The sequence below is a fragment of the Thalassobacillus devorans genome (assembly GCF_011761345.1).
GTDB lineage: Bacteria > Bacillota > Bacilli > Bacillales > Halobacillaceae > Thalassobacillus > Thalassobacillus devorans.
Map to the genome: position 1 here is coordinate 290,655 of NZ_JAASRY010000001.1, position 15,678 is coordinate 306,332.

A 15,678-nucleotide genomic window follows, 5' to 3' on the forward strand; every position below is an offset into this window, starting at 1 on the left:
TAGTCAGGAGAGATTTAAATGAAGAGAACATGGTGGAAAGAAGCGGTAGTTTATCAGATTTACCCTCGTAGTTTCAAAGATTCAAATAATGATGGGATCGGTGATCTGCAAGGTGTGATTTCAAAATTAGACTACTTGAAAGAGCTGGGAATAGACGTTATATGGCTTTCACCTGTCTATGAGTCGCCGAATGATGATAATGGCTATGACATTAGTGACTATCAGGATATTATGGCAGAGTTTGGAACCATGCAAGACTTTGACGAATTGCTGGAAGAAGTTCATAACCGTGGGATGAAGCTGATCATGGATCTTGTCATCAATCACACCTCTGATGAACATCCCTGGTTTATGGAATCACGAGCTTCCAAAGAAAACCCTTATCGAGATTACTATATTTGGCATCCAGGGAAAGAAGGGAAAGAGCCGAATAACTGGGGATCCATTTTTGGAGGTTCCGCATGGGAATATGATGAAGGTACAGGAGAGTACTATTTGCATGTTTTTTCACGAAAACAGCCTGACTTGAATTGGGAAAATGAAAAAGTTCGCCAGGAATTGTATCACATGATTAATTGGTGGCTGGATAAAGGAATCGATGGTTTCCGCGTTGATGCCATTTCCCATATTAAAAAGGCTGCCGGCTTTCCGGATGTACCTAATCCGAATAAGGAAAAGTTCCCTTCCTCACTAGATGGACACCTTAATAAAGAGGGCATTCATGAGTTTCTGGAAGAAATGAACGAACAAACCCTGGAGCATTATGACATTATGACTGTCGGGGAAGCCAATGGGGTCAGCAGTGAAGAAGCCCCCCTCTGGGTGGATGAAGAAAAGGGTAAATTCAATATGATTTTTCAATTTGAAGCTACGGACTTATGGGGGCAGACCAACTCTGAGACCATTGATATTCATAAGCTCAAGAAAATTTATACCAAGTGGCAAAATGCATTGGATGGCCTAGGGTGGAATGCCCTTTTCCTGGAAAACCATGACCTTCCACGATCTGTTTCGATATGGGCGGACGATAGCGTACACAGAGAAAAAGGCGCTAAATGTCTGGCAACGTTTTACTTTCTCATGCAAGGGACGCCGTTCATCTACCAAGGTCAGGAAATTGGGATGACGAATGTCCAGTTTCCATCGATTGAAGATTACGATGATGTAGCTATCAGGAATTTATATCGGGAAGAAAGGGAAAAAGGCCGCACCCATGAAGAAATCATGCCAGCCATTTGGAAGAATGGACGCGATAATTCACGTACGCCGATGCAATGGAATGACGAAGAAAATGCAGGTTTTACAACCGGGACTCCATGGTTGAAAGTCAATCCGAATTATTCATTGGTCAATGTGCAAAAGGCTAAGACTGATCCTGATTCCATTTATTTCTTTTATAAAAAACTGATTGCTTTGCGTAAAGAAAATCCAACCCTTTTATACGGCAAATATGACTTAGTATTGCCAGAGCATGACAGCGTGTTTGCTTACACGAGAACTCTGAAGGACGAAACTTTCTTAATTCTGACTAATCTATATGCGGAGGCGACTAAGGTAGAGCTGCCAGACACATTCATGCATATCGACAAAGAGTTAGTGTTAAGTAATGGGAAGTCTGTAAAAGAGGAGGATAACCGCACAATCACCATGGAGCCATATGATGCCCGAGTATATAGATGGAATAACTAATATTAAGACTTGGGGACATGCCAAGATATCTAAATGCTGATAAAAAAGGGAGTGGAACTGTGCCAGCCAAACACCAAAACGATCTACGAAGACAGGCTGATGAATTTATAGCCAAACAGAAGGAAAAAGTGAGCAGCCATCCTTGGTACCTGCAGTATCACGTCATGCCACAAGCCGGCTGGATGAATGATCCGAATGGTTTTTCCTGTTTCAATGGAGAATATCACTTGTTTTACCAGCACCATCCGTACGATCCGACCTGGGGCTTGATGCATTGGGGACATGTGAAAAGCAAGGATCTTGTCCACTGGGAGCACCTGCCTGTTGCATTAGCTCCGGACGAGGAGTATGACAGGGATGGATGTTTTTCCGGCAGTGCCATTGAAAAAGACGGCAAGCATGTACTCCTCTACACTGGGAATGTCTGGAAAGAGGGGGACGAGGATAATAACTTAATCCAGGTGCAGGCCATGGCGGTAAGTGATGACGGCATTTATTATGAGAAGCCAGTTGACAATCCAGTGATTTCGACCGCCCCGAAAGGTGATATCCACCCATTTCATTTCCGGGACCCGAAGGTTTGGCAGCATGAAGATGATTATTACATGGTCCTGGGATCAAAAACGAAATCCAATACCGGACAGGTACTATTATACCGTTCCCCTGACCTGCTTGAATGGGAATTCGTTGCAGTTATGGCAAAAGGAGCAGGGAATTTCGGTTTTATGTGGGAATGCCCGGACTTGTTTGACCTGGACGGTAAAGATATACTAGTCATGTCTCCCCAAGGAGTGGAACCGGAAGGGGATGACTACCATAATCTTCATCAATCCGGTTATGTTATGGGGAAACTGGATTATGCTGCCGGAAAGCTCGATTACGGGGCGTTCCATATGCTTGATCATGGGTTTGACTTCTACGCACCACAAACGACAATTGATAAGAAAGGCCGGAGAATTTTAATTGCCTGGATGGATATGTGGGAAAGCAAGATGCCAACCCAGAACGCTGGGTATGCGGGAGCGATGACGATTCCACGCGTGGTAACAAGAAAAGCAGACAAACTTTACTTAACTCCTCTGCCAGAGCTTAAGAATCTTCGTGAAAACGGGATTGCGCATCAACAGGTGAAAGTGGAAGGAGAAACGTCACTCCCAGAAGTAGCTGGGGATTGCATCGAGTTAGAAATGACATTGGACATAAGCCAAACTTCCGAATTTGGCATTAAACTCCGGGTGGATAAAGCTGCCGGACAAGAAACCGTTTTGCAGTTCAATAAAGATACTGGTCTTGTGGTGTTAGACAGGAATCACTCTGGGGAAGGTCCTGGCGGTGTAAGAAAAGCAAGTCTTGAAATGGCAGATCAATTGGATGTACAAATTTTTATCGATAAATCATCGGTGGAAATTTTTCTTAATGGGGGGGAGCGAGTAATGACCGCTCGTATCTATCCGACTGAACAGGCTAAAGAGGTTTCTTTTTTCACAGATAAAAGCCTGACGCTGGTAAGCCTGAAGAAGTGGGATTTGAAGCAGGCAATAAAATAAATCACCAAGCGGTACGACCGAGGTAACTAATAAATCAATACTCGAAAAAATCAGAAAATAAGCTGGACTAGAATACGAAATTATTGTAAAGTAAGAAATGAAACGTTACCAAAAACTGCATAAAGATTTTCACTAGGGGTGCCTTTCCTTAAAGGCTGAGATCAAAGTATAACTTTGGGACCCTCTGAACCTGACCTGGCTTGAAACACCAGCGGAGGAAAGTGACGCGATGGGCGTCGTGAAAGAGCAAGTCTATGTTTCTTTCATGATTGTCAGCTAAAGTAAATGGGACATACCACTTTTCCTCCGGGGGAAGTGGTATTTTTTGTACTTTAAGTTTTAACTTTGTTAGAGGATTAAAGTATAAAAAATACTAAGGCTTTCGCCATAAGTACTTGGCGATAAGCCAAGTATTTCTAATGCTTAAAAAGGGTGTGCTGGTATGAAACTAGTGGCAGTGACGAATGGAAAAATGGAAACGAGGGAGTTGTCAGTGGTACTTAAGGAAATTGAGCCATTGGTAGATTCCATAATTTTAAGAGAACATCACCTGGCTGAAGCTGACTATCAGTTGATGGTGGAGGAGTTAATCGCAAGCGGCGCTGATAGGGACAAGGTGTGTGTCCATAGTCGTCCTGGGGTTGCCCGTAAGACTGGTGTTTCGAACCTGCATCTCAAAGAAAAGGGCTCCGGGGTGACCGAAGTGAAACAGGCAGATCCTTTTCTGAAGGTCGGGGTATCGGTTCATTCGCTACAAGCGGCTAGACAGGCGGAGGAGGAAGGTGCCGATTATGTGATGTTTGGTCATGTCTATGCTACAGACAGCAAAAAAGGAATGGCGCCAAGGGGCATCGAGGAGCTCGAATCTATTACTTCTTCGATTGATATTCCTGTGAGCGCGATTGGCGGTATCACTCCCGATAGAATAGTAGAAATACAGGAAGCGGGCGCCGCAGGAGTCGCTGTCATGTCAGGGATATTCGAGGCTGCACAACCGCTTCAAGCTGTAAAAAGGTATGTAAAGGAGCTAACGATCCATGAAGGAACATTATGATGTGGCAATTATTGGCGGTGGCATCATCGGCCATTCGATTTCCTACTATTTAAACAAGAGCGGGGTCCGCGCTGTCGTCCTTGATAAGCAGGTGAGTGGCCAAAAAGCTACGAAAGCAGCTGCAGGGATGCTCGGGGTCCATACAGAGCACCAGGCATCAGACGCCTATCATCAATTTTGTGAGAAGAGCAGAGATTTATATCAGAGCTTATGGAAAGAACTTCATGAACTAACGGCGATTGATATCGGGCTTTCTCCGTTTGGAATGATGGAAGTCGCAATGGATGAAACGCATAAGCGGGAGCTCCTGGAGAAAAAGCATGCGTTTGCCAGCCTGGAATGGCTGAAAGCAAAACAGGTGAGGGAAAAAGTGCCTGCTCTTCCGCCGGGGGTGTCTGGGGCGTTGTTTATGACCAAAGATGGCCATGTCGAACCAACAGTCACGTGCGAAGCTTTGAAACGGGCGGCCTTGCTTTATGGCGGCGACTTACTGGAAAACACGAATGTCCTTGAGGTTACAAAAACGGAGGGCATTTTCACAGTACAATTAGAAAATGCTTCGATAACAGCAAGCCAGGTCGTGGCAGCTTCTGGAGCGGACAGTGGGCGATGGTTTGAAGCAACAGGGATGGATAATCCGATCAAAGCTGTGAAGGGGGAATGCTTTTCGATTAAACCAAGGAAGCATTATTTTAAGGAAGCGTTGTTCTTTAAAGATTTTTACATCGTTCCTAAACCGGATGGACGTTACATCGTGGGAGCGACGTCCAAACCTGATGACTTAAGTTCAGGAACGACAGCGGGGGGATTAGCGGATCTGATGAGTCGGGTGTTTGCAGTTTTTCCAGAACTGAAAGAAGAACCGATGCAAGAGTTCTGGTCAGGCGTCCGGCCTGGGTCTGCTGATGGTCTGCCGATTATCGGTGAGCACCCGACACTTACGGGGTTCTACTTTGCCACCGGACATTATAGAAATGGTATTTTACTGGCACCTGCTACGGGGCAGATGATGAAGGATCTGATCATGAAGCAAGACGTACACCAGGCTTTCCGGGAGTTGTTTTCACCAGAGCGTTTGGATAGGAAAGGAGCATCCAGTTATGAATATTCAACTTAACGGAAGAAGCATTGATTTACCTGACAATGTCACCACAGTATTGGAACTGCTTGATTCTTATGACATTAAGAAAAAGATCTCCGTGGTGGAGCACAATAAAGAAATTATCCGCAGATTTGATTATGAAAAGGCGAAGCTTGCCGATGGGGACAAGATTGAAATTGTACATTTTGTTGGAGGAGGATGAACATGTTAACGATTGGTGATAAGACATTTCGCTCAAGATTGATGCTGGGGACAGGGAAATATCCGAGTTTTGCAGAACAAAAAGAAGCAGTGGCCGCTTCCGAAACGGAAGTTCTTACGTTCGCTGTCAGGAGAATGGATATTTTTGATAAAAATGAACCGAACCTGCTGGAAGAATTGGATCTTGAAAAATACAGCCTGCTTCCGAACACGGCTGGTGCCAAGACAGCCGAAGAAGCAGTCAGGATCGCCCGCCTTGCCCGTGCTTCCGGTTTATGTGACATGATTAAAGTCGAAGTCATCGGCTGTGACAAAACGCTATTACCGGATCCGTTTGAAACGATGAAGGCGTCCGTGCAGCTGTTGGAGGAAGGGTTCACGGTACTCACGTATACCTCGGACGACGTTGTATTGGCCAAGCGGTTAGAGGAAGCAGGTATTCATGCCATCATGCCGGGGGCTTCTCCCATCGGTTCCGGCCGGGGGATCGTCAATGAGATGAACCTGCAATTTATTATCGAACAGTCGGAAATTCCGGTTATCGTCGATGCGGGAATAGGTTCTCCTAAGGACGCTGCTCATGCGATGGAGCTTGGGGCTGATGGAGTACTATTGAACACTGCCGTGTCTGGTGCCGATGATCCGGTCAAAATGGCGGAGGCTATGAAGTTTGCTATTCAGGCAGGAAGACTCGGGTATGAGGCAGGAAGAATCGAGAAGAAGGCATACGGGATAAAAAGCAGTCCGGAAAGCGGGCTGGTCACCTGATGGCAGAACGGTACTCCCGCCAGGAGCGGTTTGCCCCGATCGGGAAAGAAGGACAAGCACTATTAGCTGAAAAACATGTACTCATCGTCGGAGCGGGGGCTTTAGGCAGTGCCAATGCAGAAATGCTGGCGAGGGCCGGGATAGGCAGGATTACGATTATCGACCGCGACTATATTGAGTGGAGCAACCTTGCCAGACAACAGCTGTACACGGAAGAAGACGCTGCAAGTTCGAGGGCGAAAGCAAAAGCAGCGGAAGCCAGGCTGAAAGCAATCAACTCCACAATAAATGTGGAGGGAATTGCGGAAGAATTTGACCCGGAAAATGCAGAGCTTTTGTTGAAAGATGTTGATATCCTGATCGATGGGACCGATAATTTCAACACGCGTTTCATCATTAATGATGCTGCTTGTAAGTATAAAATCCCCTGGATCTATGGCGGGTGTGTCAAAAGCGATGGCATCTCGCTGTCTATCCTGCCTGGTCAAACACCGTGCCTCCAATGCCTGATCGATCAGCTGCCGCAGGACATAGAGACCTGTGAGACTGCTGGCATTATCGGACCGGCTGTCCAGGTGACCGCAGCCTATCAGACGGCGGAATGCCTGAAGTTCCTGACCGGTCATTCAATGTCGACGCACTTGGTTTCTTTTGATGTGTGGGGTAGGCAGTACAGTTCGATTGACGTAGTGAAACTCAAAGATCCTCATTGTGCTTCTTGCTCAGACGACGCTCAGTTTCCTTATTTAAAAAAGGAAAAAGGCATCCGAACCGCCGTCCTGTGCGGAAGGAATACGGTCCAAGTCCGACCGGGTCGGAAAGAAAACGTCAACCTGGAGCGATTAGCCCAGCGAATCGAACCGTTTGCCGGGGAAGCCAGGGTAAATGAGGTGCTCCTCCGGTTCCATATGGAGGAGAAGAGGTTCGTCGTTTTTAAGGATGGAAGAACATTGATCCATGGTGTGGAGGATGTGCAGGAAGCGAAGAAGTTGTATCATCGATATGTGGAAGCATAAGGAATAAAAGTGCCTGACACCCATTAGGGGCAGGCACTTTTTTAATAGTCACCCCAGGTCCTCCAGTTAATGGTAAAATCACAGGAAAGGAGAGTGGTGGATGGGTGAGTAAGAATCTGAGGGAGCAAATCAAGAAATTAGAGGAGAGTCATTTGAACCTGGATGTGCGGAAATCTTCGGAAGAACTGGATAAAATCCTGGCGGATGACTTTTTTGAAATTGGCAGCTCAGGGCGAATGATTTATAAGGAAGAATGTATAACCAGCGGGGTGGATCTCGATGAACTGGAGCTTTATGACTTTGAGTTTCATCAGCTGGGACCGGATGTTGTGTTGACCACTTATTTTATCCATAATAAAACAAAAAATCGTAATACGCTTCGGAGCTCGATTTGGAAACACCGGGAGGGAAAATGGCGGTTGTATTTTCATCAGGGGACGGTTACCAATAGGCCAATAACAGGTCCTGAAAAAATATAATGGGTTAGGGACTTTAATCCGAGGCCGTTTTTAAATGCAGAACATTAAAAAAACACCAGCTTGCGCTCAAGCTGGTGTCTCCTATGGAAGTTAACAACTGCCTCCAATACCCGGCATTGCTTTGATTTCGATTCCGTGCGGGGAATCTCCAACTTTAATTGTTTCCGTAACTTCTTTTGCCTCCATATCAATCACGGCTACCTGGTTAGTCCCGCTTAAAGTGACATAGGCTTTTGTCTGTTTCCTGTTGAAGGAGATGTGCTTGGCACCCTTCAAATCAGGCAGGGTAGCGATTACTTCGTTCGTCTTCAAATCTATCATTTCCACCTGGTTACTTTCCATTTCCGTTACAACAGCGAGACTTTCGTCTTCCGTAACCACAACATCCGTGGCATTGCCATTAGTGCTAATGACAGAAATCTGTTCAAAGCTTTCCGTATCATAAACCTCCAGTTGCTTGGCTTGGCTTGCTGCTACGTATAGTTTGCTGCCATCTTCATTTGTTCTGACGACCCGAGGAACATCTCCTGTATCAATCGTATGGATGACTTCGTTATTCGTTGTATCAATAACATAGACCTTGGCATTTTCATGATCGGTGACAAACAGATTTTCTCCGGAGAGAGTAAGATAGTTCGATTTGGCCTGTGCTCCAAGATCAATTTTCTCTTTGACTTGCTGTTCGTTTGTATTAATGACGTCCACAAACTGATCACCGACGGTAGAAACGTAGAGTGTCTGGTTATCTTTGCTCAATGCTAATCCATGCGGGAGTGGACCTACTTCGATTTCCTTTTCCTGTTCCAGTGTCTGTGTGTTGATGACCCCGACCGTTCCACTGTTCTGGTTGGCGACGTAGGCGTTTCTCATCGTACTGTCAAAAACTAGATTGGTAGGCTTTTCTCCTGTATCAATCGTTCCGATTGGCTGGCTTTCTACAATGTCAATGATCGTGATATTATTCTGCGATTCACTCGGTACATAGAACTGAACATTCGTCAGCTGTCCAGCCTCTGCCCGCATCGATGCTTCTTCTTTAGAAATCATGGCGCACCCTGTTAGAAATAGCAGTGTAAACAGAAAGAGCGCGAACAATTTATTCTTGAAAATCATAAGATGATATACCCCCGAAAATTTATTTGCCGTTAATCCCTTGTAATCTCATCGGAATAACTGTAATATATTTGTTACAAAAAACTATAATACATCCTGAGGAGGAAGTAAAGTTGAAAAAGAGCCTATTTTTATTTACAACTATAATTCTTTCGGTCGTATTGATCGGTTGTTCTCAAAATAAAGAAACGAATGCGGACAGATCAGAAGAAAAAGAAGCAACAGCAGCAGAATACGCAAATAGTGAGTTGCTTGTCGATACCGATTGGGTAGAAGATAATGCAGAGAATGTAACACTGATTGATACAAGGAGAGAAGGGTACGAAGGCGGCCACATTCCAGGTGCTATTCCATTTTCTACTTCCGACCTTGTGGATCCAGACGCGGAATTTGATGGCGTTTTGCTTGAATCAGAAGGATTCGCTGCAAAAATGCAGGACATCGGTGTCAACCAGGACGACACGGTTGTCATTTATGACGATGGATCAAGCTTAAGTGCTGCCCGTTTGTTTTATGCCCTGGAATTCTATGGTCATCAGGACGTGAAAATCTATAACGGCGGATTCACTGAATGGCTGAATGCCGGTAAAGATACATCCACGGAGGCACCGGAACTACAAACAGGCGATTTCGTTGCTACAGCGAATCAAGAAAAAATGTGTGACATCGAAACATTACAGACATCCGTTGATGATGAAAATGTCGTTATTCTGGATACGAGATCAGAAGCGGAATATACAGGAGAAGAAGTAAGAGCAGAACGCGGAGGTCACGTTCCGAATGCGGTCCATATCGAATGGAGTGAAGCCATTACAGAAAAAGATGGCGTTCCAACTTTCAAATCAGCAGAAGAACTAACGGCACTATATGAAGAAAAAGGCGTAACCAAGGACAAAACGATTGTTCCATACTGCCAGACCAATGTACGCGGAGCACACACGTATTTTACTCTTCGTCTATTAGGCTATGATTCTATCAAACCATATGAAGGATCCTGGGCAGAGTATGGCAATGTAGCTTCTACAACTATCGAATAAAAGGTGATTATGATGGCATATGAAAAAGAAGGCGTCACCCAAATCGACGTCACCGAGCTGAAACAGGCATTGAAAGACGATGAAACGATCGTGATTGATATTAGAGAACACGAAGAATATGTGGAAGCCCATATTCCAGGGCTTCCGCTTATCCCTATGAGTGAGATTGTCGACGTAGTTGATGACTTTGAAAAGGATAAAGAGTACGTACTTGTTTGCAGAAGCGGACGGCGCAGCCATGAGACTTCGAAGTTTTTCAAAATGAACGGCATTGAACAAGTCAAAAACTATGAAGGCGGCATGCTTGCCTGGGATGAAGACGTGCAGACAGGCGAAGAGAATATCATCAATAATGTAAAAGATCTATATAAAGGAGGAGCTTAAGATGGCTTTAAGCACAGAAGAATTGAGCACAGTGAAACCTGATTATACGGTGGATGGGATTGGGGAAGTTTGCCCTCACACCTTGAATATCGCATTAAAAGCATTGAAAAAAGCAAAGCCAGGTGAAATCGTCATGGAAGTAACGGATCACTCCATCGCAACGAAAACTATTCCGGCAGCTGTAAAAATGAACAAAATCGCTGAAGTATTAGGTATCGTATCTGAGAACGGCGAGTATAAAATCTACCTGAAAAAGTTGTAACGCAGAGAGGAATCGATACACATGTTTTTTATCTTGGATATGTTCATCCTTGCTGGAATATTCGGCTTTCTATACGGTTTTCTGCTGCAAAAAGCAGATTTCTGTTTCACAGCATCGTTCCGTGACTGGATCAGTGTCCGAGATAGCCGAATCGGGAAAGGGGTCCTCGTCCTGATTGCTACCGCTATGCTCGGATTTGGACTTATGTTGACCCTTGGCTTCGCTTCGGTCGAGCAAGTCTGGTCGATGCCAATCGGCTTTTCTAACCTGATCGGCGGTATTCTGTTCGGTATCGGAATGACGATTGCCGGCAGCTGTGCTTCCGGTGCCCTATATCGTGCAGGTATGGGATACATCCAGTTCTGGATTGTCATCGCCTGTATGATTGCCGGGAACCTGTTGTTTGCTCTTGTATATGATCCATGGGCAGCCGACTATGTCATGGAGCCCTTGGCATTGACCGAAGAAGGATTCAGCCTTTTCCAAATGAACCTGCCATTCCTGCTGATCCCTTTCCTGATTGTCGCATTGATGCTGTTCATCGCATCCCGTCAGTTTGGCTGGACCGGCATATGGCAAGGTGCTAAAGAATCATTGCAGGATATGAAAGGAAATCCGCTAACGAAAAGCCACTGGGACATCCGGTTTGTTGCTGTACTGCTTGGGATACTTGCAACCATTCAATTCGTAGTCATGTCTTCGATCAGCATCACAGGACCGGAAACCCGGATCGGCGGGGTACTCTTATCCTTCTTTTTCGGAGAGGATTTCATTTACCAGAACACCTACCTGAACGGCATGTTCGCAGACTTTCCAGTGATCGGACTTGGCCCGGAAGAAACCCTGGTCATTTTCATGATCATCGGAGCGTTCGTCTCAGCCTTACTAAGCAAAAGCTTCCGGATCAGAAAGCCGAAAGCCTCAAGGCTTCCTTACGCCATTGGCGGCGGCTTGCTGATGGGAATATCCTCCCGGATGGCACCAGGCTGTAATATCGCCAATGTGGTAGCCGGAATGGGCGGCCTTTCCATTAGTAGTTTGATTGTCATTGTCGGTATGGCTGGCGGTGTGTTCATTGCTACAGCCTATATCTTTAAAATGCCGTTGATGTTATTCCAAAAGATGGACTTTGATTTTGATGAAAGTGCATAGTTTATTAAATAGGCAGCCTGGATCCGACTGAATTGGATCCAGGTTGTTTTATGTTTGAGGTTATCCTCTATAGTGAAGTAGAGCTTAGCTGGGCTAGTGGGTGTAGGTATCTTTGTACCCTCTAAACCTTTATAGAGGTGATTATCAAGTGTTTTTTTGAAATAACTGAAAATTCTATTGACGTAAGCGTTTGCATGATTTATAGTTTTAGTTAAAGGTAAACGATTACGTAAACGTTTACGTTTGCCCCGGTTTTTAATAGAAATGAGGAGTTAGCTATGGCATCAATTAAAGACGTAGCAATCAAGGCACAAGTTTCTACAGCAACGGTTTCCCATGTGATCAATGGTACTCGCTTTGTAGCTGAAGAAACGAAGGATAAGGTCTTTTCGGCTATGGAAGAACTGGATTACCGGCCAAATCGGATAGCCCGCAGTTTAAGAAGTCGTAAATCATACACCATTGGACTCTTAGTTCCATTAGTGGCAGAAGATACATCCAATTTCTTCTTCATGTCGATTGCTAACGGGATTGAACAGGTTTTGAAAGATAATGGATATAATTTGATATTAAGTAATTCGAATGAAGATGTAGATACTGAACGTGACCAGATCAGAGTGTTTAACAGCCAGTTCATTGATGGGTTAATCATTGCCCCGGTCAATGGCGAGGATTGTAACTATGAGAAAGAGCTATCAGGCGATTATCCAGTCGTGTTCATTGACCGTCATCCTGCCGGGTTAAATGGGGATATGATTCTGGTCGATAATCGTCAAGGTACCCATGAGGCTGTAACCACGTTAATAAAACGTGGTCACGAAAAAATTGGTTTTATTACAGGTTCGCTGGGGATTACGACAAGTGATGAGCGGCTGGAAGGCTATAAAGAAGCACTTGAAAACCATCAACTGCCAATTGATGAAAACTATATGAAAGAAGGGCCGGCTACTTTCCAACAGGGATATCAGCTGGCGAAAGAATTACATGAAGCAAAGGTTACGGCACTTTTTGTCGCGAATAATGTTATGACAATGGGGGCGGTTTCCTATCTTCAGGAAAAAGAAGTGAAGGTTCCAGAAGAAATGGCAATCATCGGGTACGATGATTATGATTGGATGAAAATCACCTCGCCACCGTTATCCGTTGTGAGACAGCCAGCCTTCGAGCTTGGAAAAGCAGCAGTAGAGCAATTATTGAAGAGGGTGGAAGGCTCACAGGATGAGCCGGTGGAGATTATGCTGGATTCTGAGTTGATTCTAAGGGGTTCCTGTTAAAAGGCTCCTTTTCTTTTTAATCATTAGGTAAACGATTACGTAAACGTTTTTTTAAGGAGGTGTCCGCAAAACAACAAATCATTTGGGGTTTTGTAGAAAGGAAAATACGCACCAAAACAAAGGGAGGAAAGATTAATGAAAAAATTTACTTACATGTTTCTGGGTCTGATGCTTTTGTTGGCGGTAGCTGCCTGTTCTAATGGCAGTGGTGGAGCGGAATCAGATGGTGGTAATGCAGGCAATGAAGAGTCAGATGGTTCGGAGACGAGTGACACAGTTGAAACTGGTGAAGTGGATACCAGTGTCGAAGCGACTGGCGACGAAGATGTAGTATTGGAATTCTGGATTCATCAAACAGGGGAAGACGAAACAAATGCTTATATAGAATTGATCGATGATTTTAATAAAGAGCATGAGGATATCCATGTTAACGCGGAAGTCATCATAGACGATGGTGCAAGTGCTTATAGCGATAGCATTAATGCAGCACTTGTAGCCGGGAATCTTCCGGATGTCATGGCGATTGATGGACCTTACTTATCAAGTTTTGCCGATGCAGGGGTTATTCAGCCTATCGATGATTATGTTGATCAGGAAACAGTCGATCAATACGTTGATTCTATTATTCAGCAAGGAACTTATCAGGATCAATTGTATTCACTGGGTGCGATGGAAGCTTCCGTCATGCTTTACTACAATAAGGACATTTTAGAAGAAGAAGGAATCGAGCCTGCTCATTCACTGGATGAAGCCTGGTCATGGGATGAATTGTTGGAAAATTCTAAAAAGATGACGACAGAAGACCGTTATGGATTGAATCTGTTTATGAATTATGGTGTTGGAGAATGGCTGACATTCATGGGTGCTCCACTTGTCTGGTCTAATGGCGGTGATCTGATTTCCGAAGATGGAAAAGAAGTTGACGGGTATTTAAACAGCCCGGAAACATTAGAAGCTCTAAATTATGTCAAAGAATTGTTTGCTGAAGGCGTTGTCACGGAAAGTCCAGGTGAAATGCAGTTTGAGGAAGGAAAAGCAGCACTTGCTCTTGGTGGACCTTGGATCGCAGTTTCTGCTGAAGAGGCCGGGATCAACTGGGGTATGATGCCTTATCCATATAAAGATGAGAAAGTATCTCCTTCTGGAAGTATGGCATATGCGATCACAACGAACACAGAAAATCCTGAAGAAGCAACCGAGCTGATGAAATGGATGACGAATGAAGAAGCCACGATTAAGATCTCAGAAGCTACAGGTATGCCGCCGGCGCAGGAGTCTGCATTTGAGAGTATGGATAAGTTCAATGAACTACCTTGGAGCGTGATGAAAGAGCAGGTTATTGAAACAGCACATGCCCGTCCATCTACGCCGGCTTATCCAGTCTTAACTGATGCATTTGCACAATCCTTCCATGCAGCCGCGCTTGGAGAAGATGTAGAAAGTGTAGTGGAACAGCAGGTGTCACGGGTAGAACGTGAGCTGAAGCGATTCAACAAGTAAGACAGCAATCATTCAGAGCTTCCCTTGTGAAAGGGAGCTCTGGATTGGCTGTAGGTCAGATGGAAAATGATAGGTTCATGAGGATAGATGAGGGAGGTAGAAAAAAGTGAAAGGGAATGATAGCTCAGCAGAAAAACTGGAAAATGAGCGCCATTTTCACCAAACGGCAAAGAAACCGCAATTGAAACCAACCCCTCCTCCACGAAAAAAAAGAAAACTGAAATCCCAGGCTTTTAGAGAGGCGATGACAGGATACTTCTTTCTTGCTCCGGCCTTGGTCCTGCTGGGTGTTTTTCTTTTATATCCGATGGGAGCGGCATTTTATTATAGTTTCACAGATTTCTATATTCTTACCCCAGACGACGTATCTTTCATTGGACTGGAGAACTTCAAGTACATTGTGGAAGATGCCCAGTTCAGGCAGGCATTTTGGAATACGGTTTATTTCTCAGTAATTGTTGTGCCAGTCCAGTTATCTGTAGCGTTGGGTTTAGCTTTATTGATCAATAAAAAGCTTCGTTTCCGGGTGTTTTTCCGGACGGCATTCTTCTCTCCGGTAGTTATGTCACTTGTCGTCGTCTCTATTTTATGGACGTTTATGTACAATCCAAATGAAGGTCTTATCAATCAATTATTGCAAACCGTGGGGATCCCGCCGCAGCCTTTCTTAACCAGTCCGGATCAGGCGATGAATTCGATTATTGTGATGTCCGTATGGCAAGGGGCAGGGTTTCAGATGATGATTTTTTTGGCGGGACTTCAAAACATCCCGAATCATTTGTACGAAGCAGCAGATATTGATGGCGCCAGCAGTTGGCAGAAATTCTGGCATATCACGCTTCCTGGTCTGCGAAACATTGCTTTGTTTATTTTTATCACGATCAGTATTGCTGCCTTCAAACTATTGGTGCAGCCGATGATCATGACCCAGGGTGGTCCATTAGGTACGACCAAGTCACTGGTCTATCATATCTATGAAACTGGCTTTAACTACCGAGACGTTGGGTACGCTTCGGCTATGGCGGTAGTCTTTACGGTTATCGTATTGGTTATTACTATTATCCAGCGTGTACTGATTAAAGAGGAACGGGGGTAAATCC

16 protein-coding genes and 1 riboswitch are annotated in these 15,678 nt (G+C 44.8%); of the genes, 15 read left to right on the forward strand and 1 reads right to left on the reverse strand.

Features of this window, described 5'->3' with window-relative positions:
• Positions 1-18: 18 nt before the first annotated feature.
• From FHS45_RS01510 to FHS45_RS01545, 8 genes are all read left to right on the forward strand, one after another.
• On the forward strand, positions 19-1,689 hold the full coding sequence (locus FHS45_RS01510; protein ID WP_062444671.1) for a glycoside hydrolase family 13 protein: 1,671 nt from the start codon (positions 19-21) through the stop codon (positions 1,687-1,689).
• 59 nt (positions 1,690-1,748) lie between these two features.
• Positions 1,749-3,236 (forward strand): glycoside hydrolase family 32 protein, encoded by a 1,488-nt coding sequence (locus FHS45_RS01515; protein WP_258953969.1) that lies wholly within the window; start codon positions 1,749-1,751, stop codon positions 3,234-3,236.
• 124 nt (positions 3,237-3,360) lie between these two features.
• A riboswitch (TPP riboswitch) is annotated at positions 3,361-3,473 on the forward strand.
• Between the two features lie 205 nt (positions 3,474-3,678).
• Positions 3,679-4,290 (forward strand): thiamine phosphate synthase, encoded by a 612-nt coding sequence (locus FHS45_RS01520; RefSeq protein ID WP_062444674.1) that lies wholly within the window; start codon positions 3,679-3,681, stop codon positions 4,288-4,290.
• Entirely contained in the window at positions 4,274-5,407 is a 1,134-nt protein-coding gene (gene thiO, locus FHS45_RS01525; protein ID WP_062444676.1) for a glycine oxidase ThiO, read from the forward strand. The genes FHS45_RS01520 and thiO overlap by 17 nt, the downstream gene beginning before the upstream one ends.
• Positions 5,391-5,594, forward strand: a complete 204-nt coding sequence (gene thiS / locus FHS45_RS01530) for a sulfur carrier protein ThiS (RefSeq protein WP_062444678.1) — start codon at positions 5,391-5,393, stop codon at positions 5,592-5,594. The genes thiO and thiS overlap by 17 nt, the downstream gene beginning before the upstream one ends.
• Complete coding sequence (locus tag FHS45_RS01535; RefSeq protein WP_148350085.1) at positions 5,591-6,361, forward strand: thiazole synthase; 771 nt, start codon at positions 5,591-5,593, stop codon at positions 6,359-6,361. The genes thiS and FHS45_RS01535 overlap by 4 nt, the downstream gene beginning before the upstream one ends.
• Positions 6,361-7,377: a ThiF family adenylyltransferase gene (locus tag FHS45_RS01540; protein ID WP_062444682.1), complete on the forward strand. Its 1,017-nt coding sequence runs from the start codon at positions 6,361-6,363 to the stop codon at positions 7,375-7,377. Before FHS45_RS01535 ends, FHS45_RS01540 begins: the two co-directional genes overlap by 1 nt.
• Before the next feature lie 104 nt (positions 7,378-7,481).
• Complete coding sequence (locus tag FHS45_RS01545) at positions 7,482-7,856, forward strand: nuclear transport factor 2 family protein (RefSeq protein ID WP_062444685.1); 375 nt, start codon at positions 7,482-7,484, stop codon at positions 7,854-7,856.
• Between the two features lie 90 nt (positions 7,857-7,946).
• On the opposite strand, the gene FHS45_RS01550 is transcribed toward FHS45_RS01545, so the two are convergent.
• Positions 7,947-8,969, reverse strand: coding sequence for a YVTN family beta-propeller repeat protein (locus FHS45_RS01550; RefSeq protein WP_082412005.1), 1,023 nt, complete (start codon positions 8,967-8,969; stop codon positions 7,947-7,949).
• A 113-nt stretch (positions 8,970-9,082) separates the two neighbouring features.
• Here FHS45_RS01550 and FHS45_RS01555 point away from each other — a divergent pair, with 113 nt between their 5' ends.
• From FHS45_RS01555 to FHS45_RS01585, 7 genes are all read left to right on the forward strand, one after another.
• Positions 9,083-10,006 (forward strand): sulfurtransferase, encoded by a 924-nt coding sequence (locus tag FHS45_RS01555; protein ID WP_062444689.1) that lies wholly within the window; start codon positions 9,083-9,085, stop codon positions 10,004-10,006.
• Positions 10,007-10,018: 12 nt separating this feature from the next.
• Complete coding sequence (locus tag FHS45_RS01560) at positions 10,019-10,390, forward strand: rhodanese-like domain-containing protein (protein ID WP_062444691.1); 372 nt, start codon at positions 10,019-10,021, stop codon at positions 10,388-10,390.
• A gap of 1 nt (position 10,391) precedes the next feature.
• Positions 10,392-10,652 (forward strand): sulfurtransferase TusA family protein, encoded by a 261-nt coding sequence (locus tag FHS45_RS01565; RefSeq protein ID WP_062444693.1) that lies wholly within the window; start codon positions 10,392-10,394, stop codon positions 10,650-10,652.
• A 21-nt stretch (positions 10,653-10,673) separates the two neighbouring features.
• Entirely contained in the window at positions 10,674-11,804 is a 1,131-nt protein-coding gene (locus FHS45_RS01570; protein ID WP_062444695.1) for a YeeE/YedE family protein, read from the forward strand.
• A gap of 278 nt (positions 11,805-12,082) precedes the next feature.
• The gene (locus FHS45_RS01575; RefSeq protein ID WP_062444697.1) at positions 12,083-13,078 is read left to right on the forward strand and encodes a LacI family DNA-binding transcriptional regulator; all 996 of its coding nucleotides are present in this window, start codon (positions 12,083-12,085) and stop codon (positions 13,076-13,078) included.
• Positions 13,079-13,213: 135 nt separating this feature from the next.
• Positions 13,214-14,578: an ABC transporter substrate-binding protein gene (locus FHS45_RS01580; protein ID WP_062444699.1), complete on the forward strand. Its 1,365-nt coding sequence runs from the start codon at positions 13,214-13,216 to the stop codon at positions 14,576-14,578.
• A gap of 106 nt (positions 14,579-14,684) precedes the next feature.
• Complete coding sequence (locus FHS45_RS01585) at positions 14,685-15,674, forward strand: carbohydrate ABC transporter permease (protein WP_082412007.1); 990 nt, start codon at positions 14,685-14,687, stop codon at positions 15,672-15,674.
• Positions 15,675-15,678: the final 4 nt, after the last annotated feature.

Coding starts and splice junctions, on each gene's coding strand:
- FHS45_RS01510 (WP_062444671.1), top strand. CDS start 19: ATGAAGAGAACATGGTGGAAAGAAGCGGTAGTTTATCAGATTTACCCT.
- FHS45_RS01520 (WP_062444674.1), top strand. CDS start 3,679: ATGAAACTAGTGGCAGTGACGAATGGAAAAATGGAAACGAGGGAGTTG.
- thiO (WP_062444676.1), top strand. CDS start 4,274: ATGAAGGAACATTATGATGTGGCAATTATTGGCGGTGGCATCATCGGC.
- thiS (WP_062444678.1), top strand. CDS start 5,391: ATGAATATTCAACTTAACGGAAGAAGCATTGATTTACCTGACAATGTC.
- FHS45_RS01535 (WP_148350085.1), top strand. CDS start 5,591: ATGAACATGTTAACGATTGGTGATAAGACATTTCGCTCAAGATTGATG.
- FHS45_RS01540 (WP_062444682.1), top strand. CDS start 6,361: ATGGCAGAACGGTACTCCCGCCAGGAGCGGTTTGCCCCGATCGGGAAA.
- FHS45_RS01550 (WP_082412005.1), bottom strand. CDS start 8,969: ATGATTTTCAAGAATAAATTGTTCGCGCTCTTTCTGTTTACACTGCTA.
- FHS45_RS01560 (WP_062444691.1), top strand. CDS start 10,019: ATGGCATATGAAAAAGAAGGCGTCACCCAAATCGACGTCACCGAGCTG.
- FHS45_RS01565 (WP_062444693.1), top strand. CDS start 10,392: ATGGCTTTAAGCACAGAAGAATTGAGCACAGTGAAACCTGATTATACG.
- FHS45_RS01570 (WP_062444695.1), top strand. CDS start 10,674: ATGTTTTTTATCTTGGATATGTTCATCCTTGCTGGAATATTCGGCTTT.
- FHS45_RS01575 (WP_062444697.1), top strand. CDS start 12,083: ATGGCATCAATTAAAGACGTAGCAATCAAGGCACAAGTTTCTACAGCA.
- FHS45_RS01580 (WP_062444699.1), top strand. CDS start 13,214: ATGAAAAAATTTACTTACATGTTTCTGGGTCTGATGCTTTTGTTGGCG.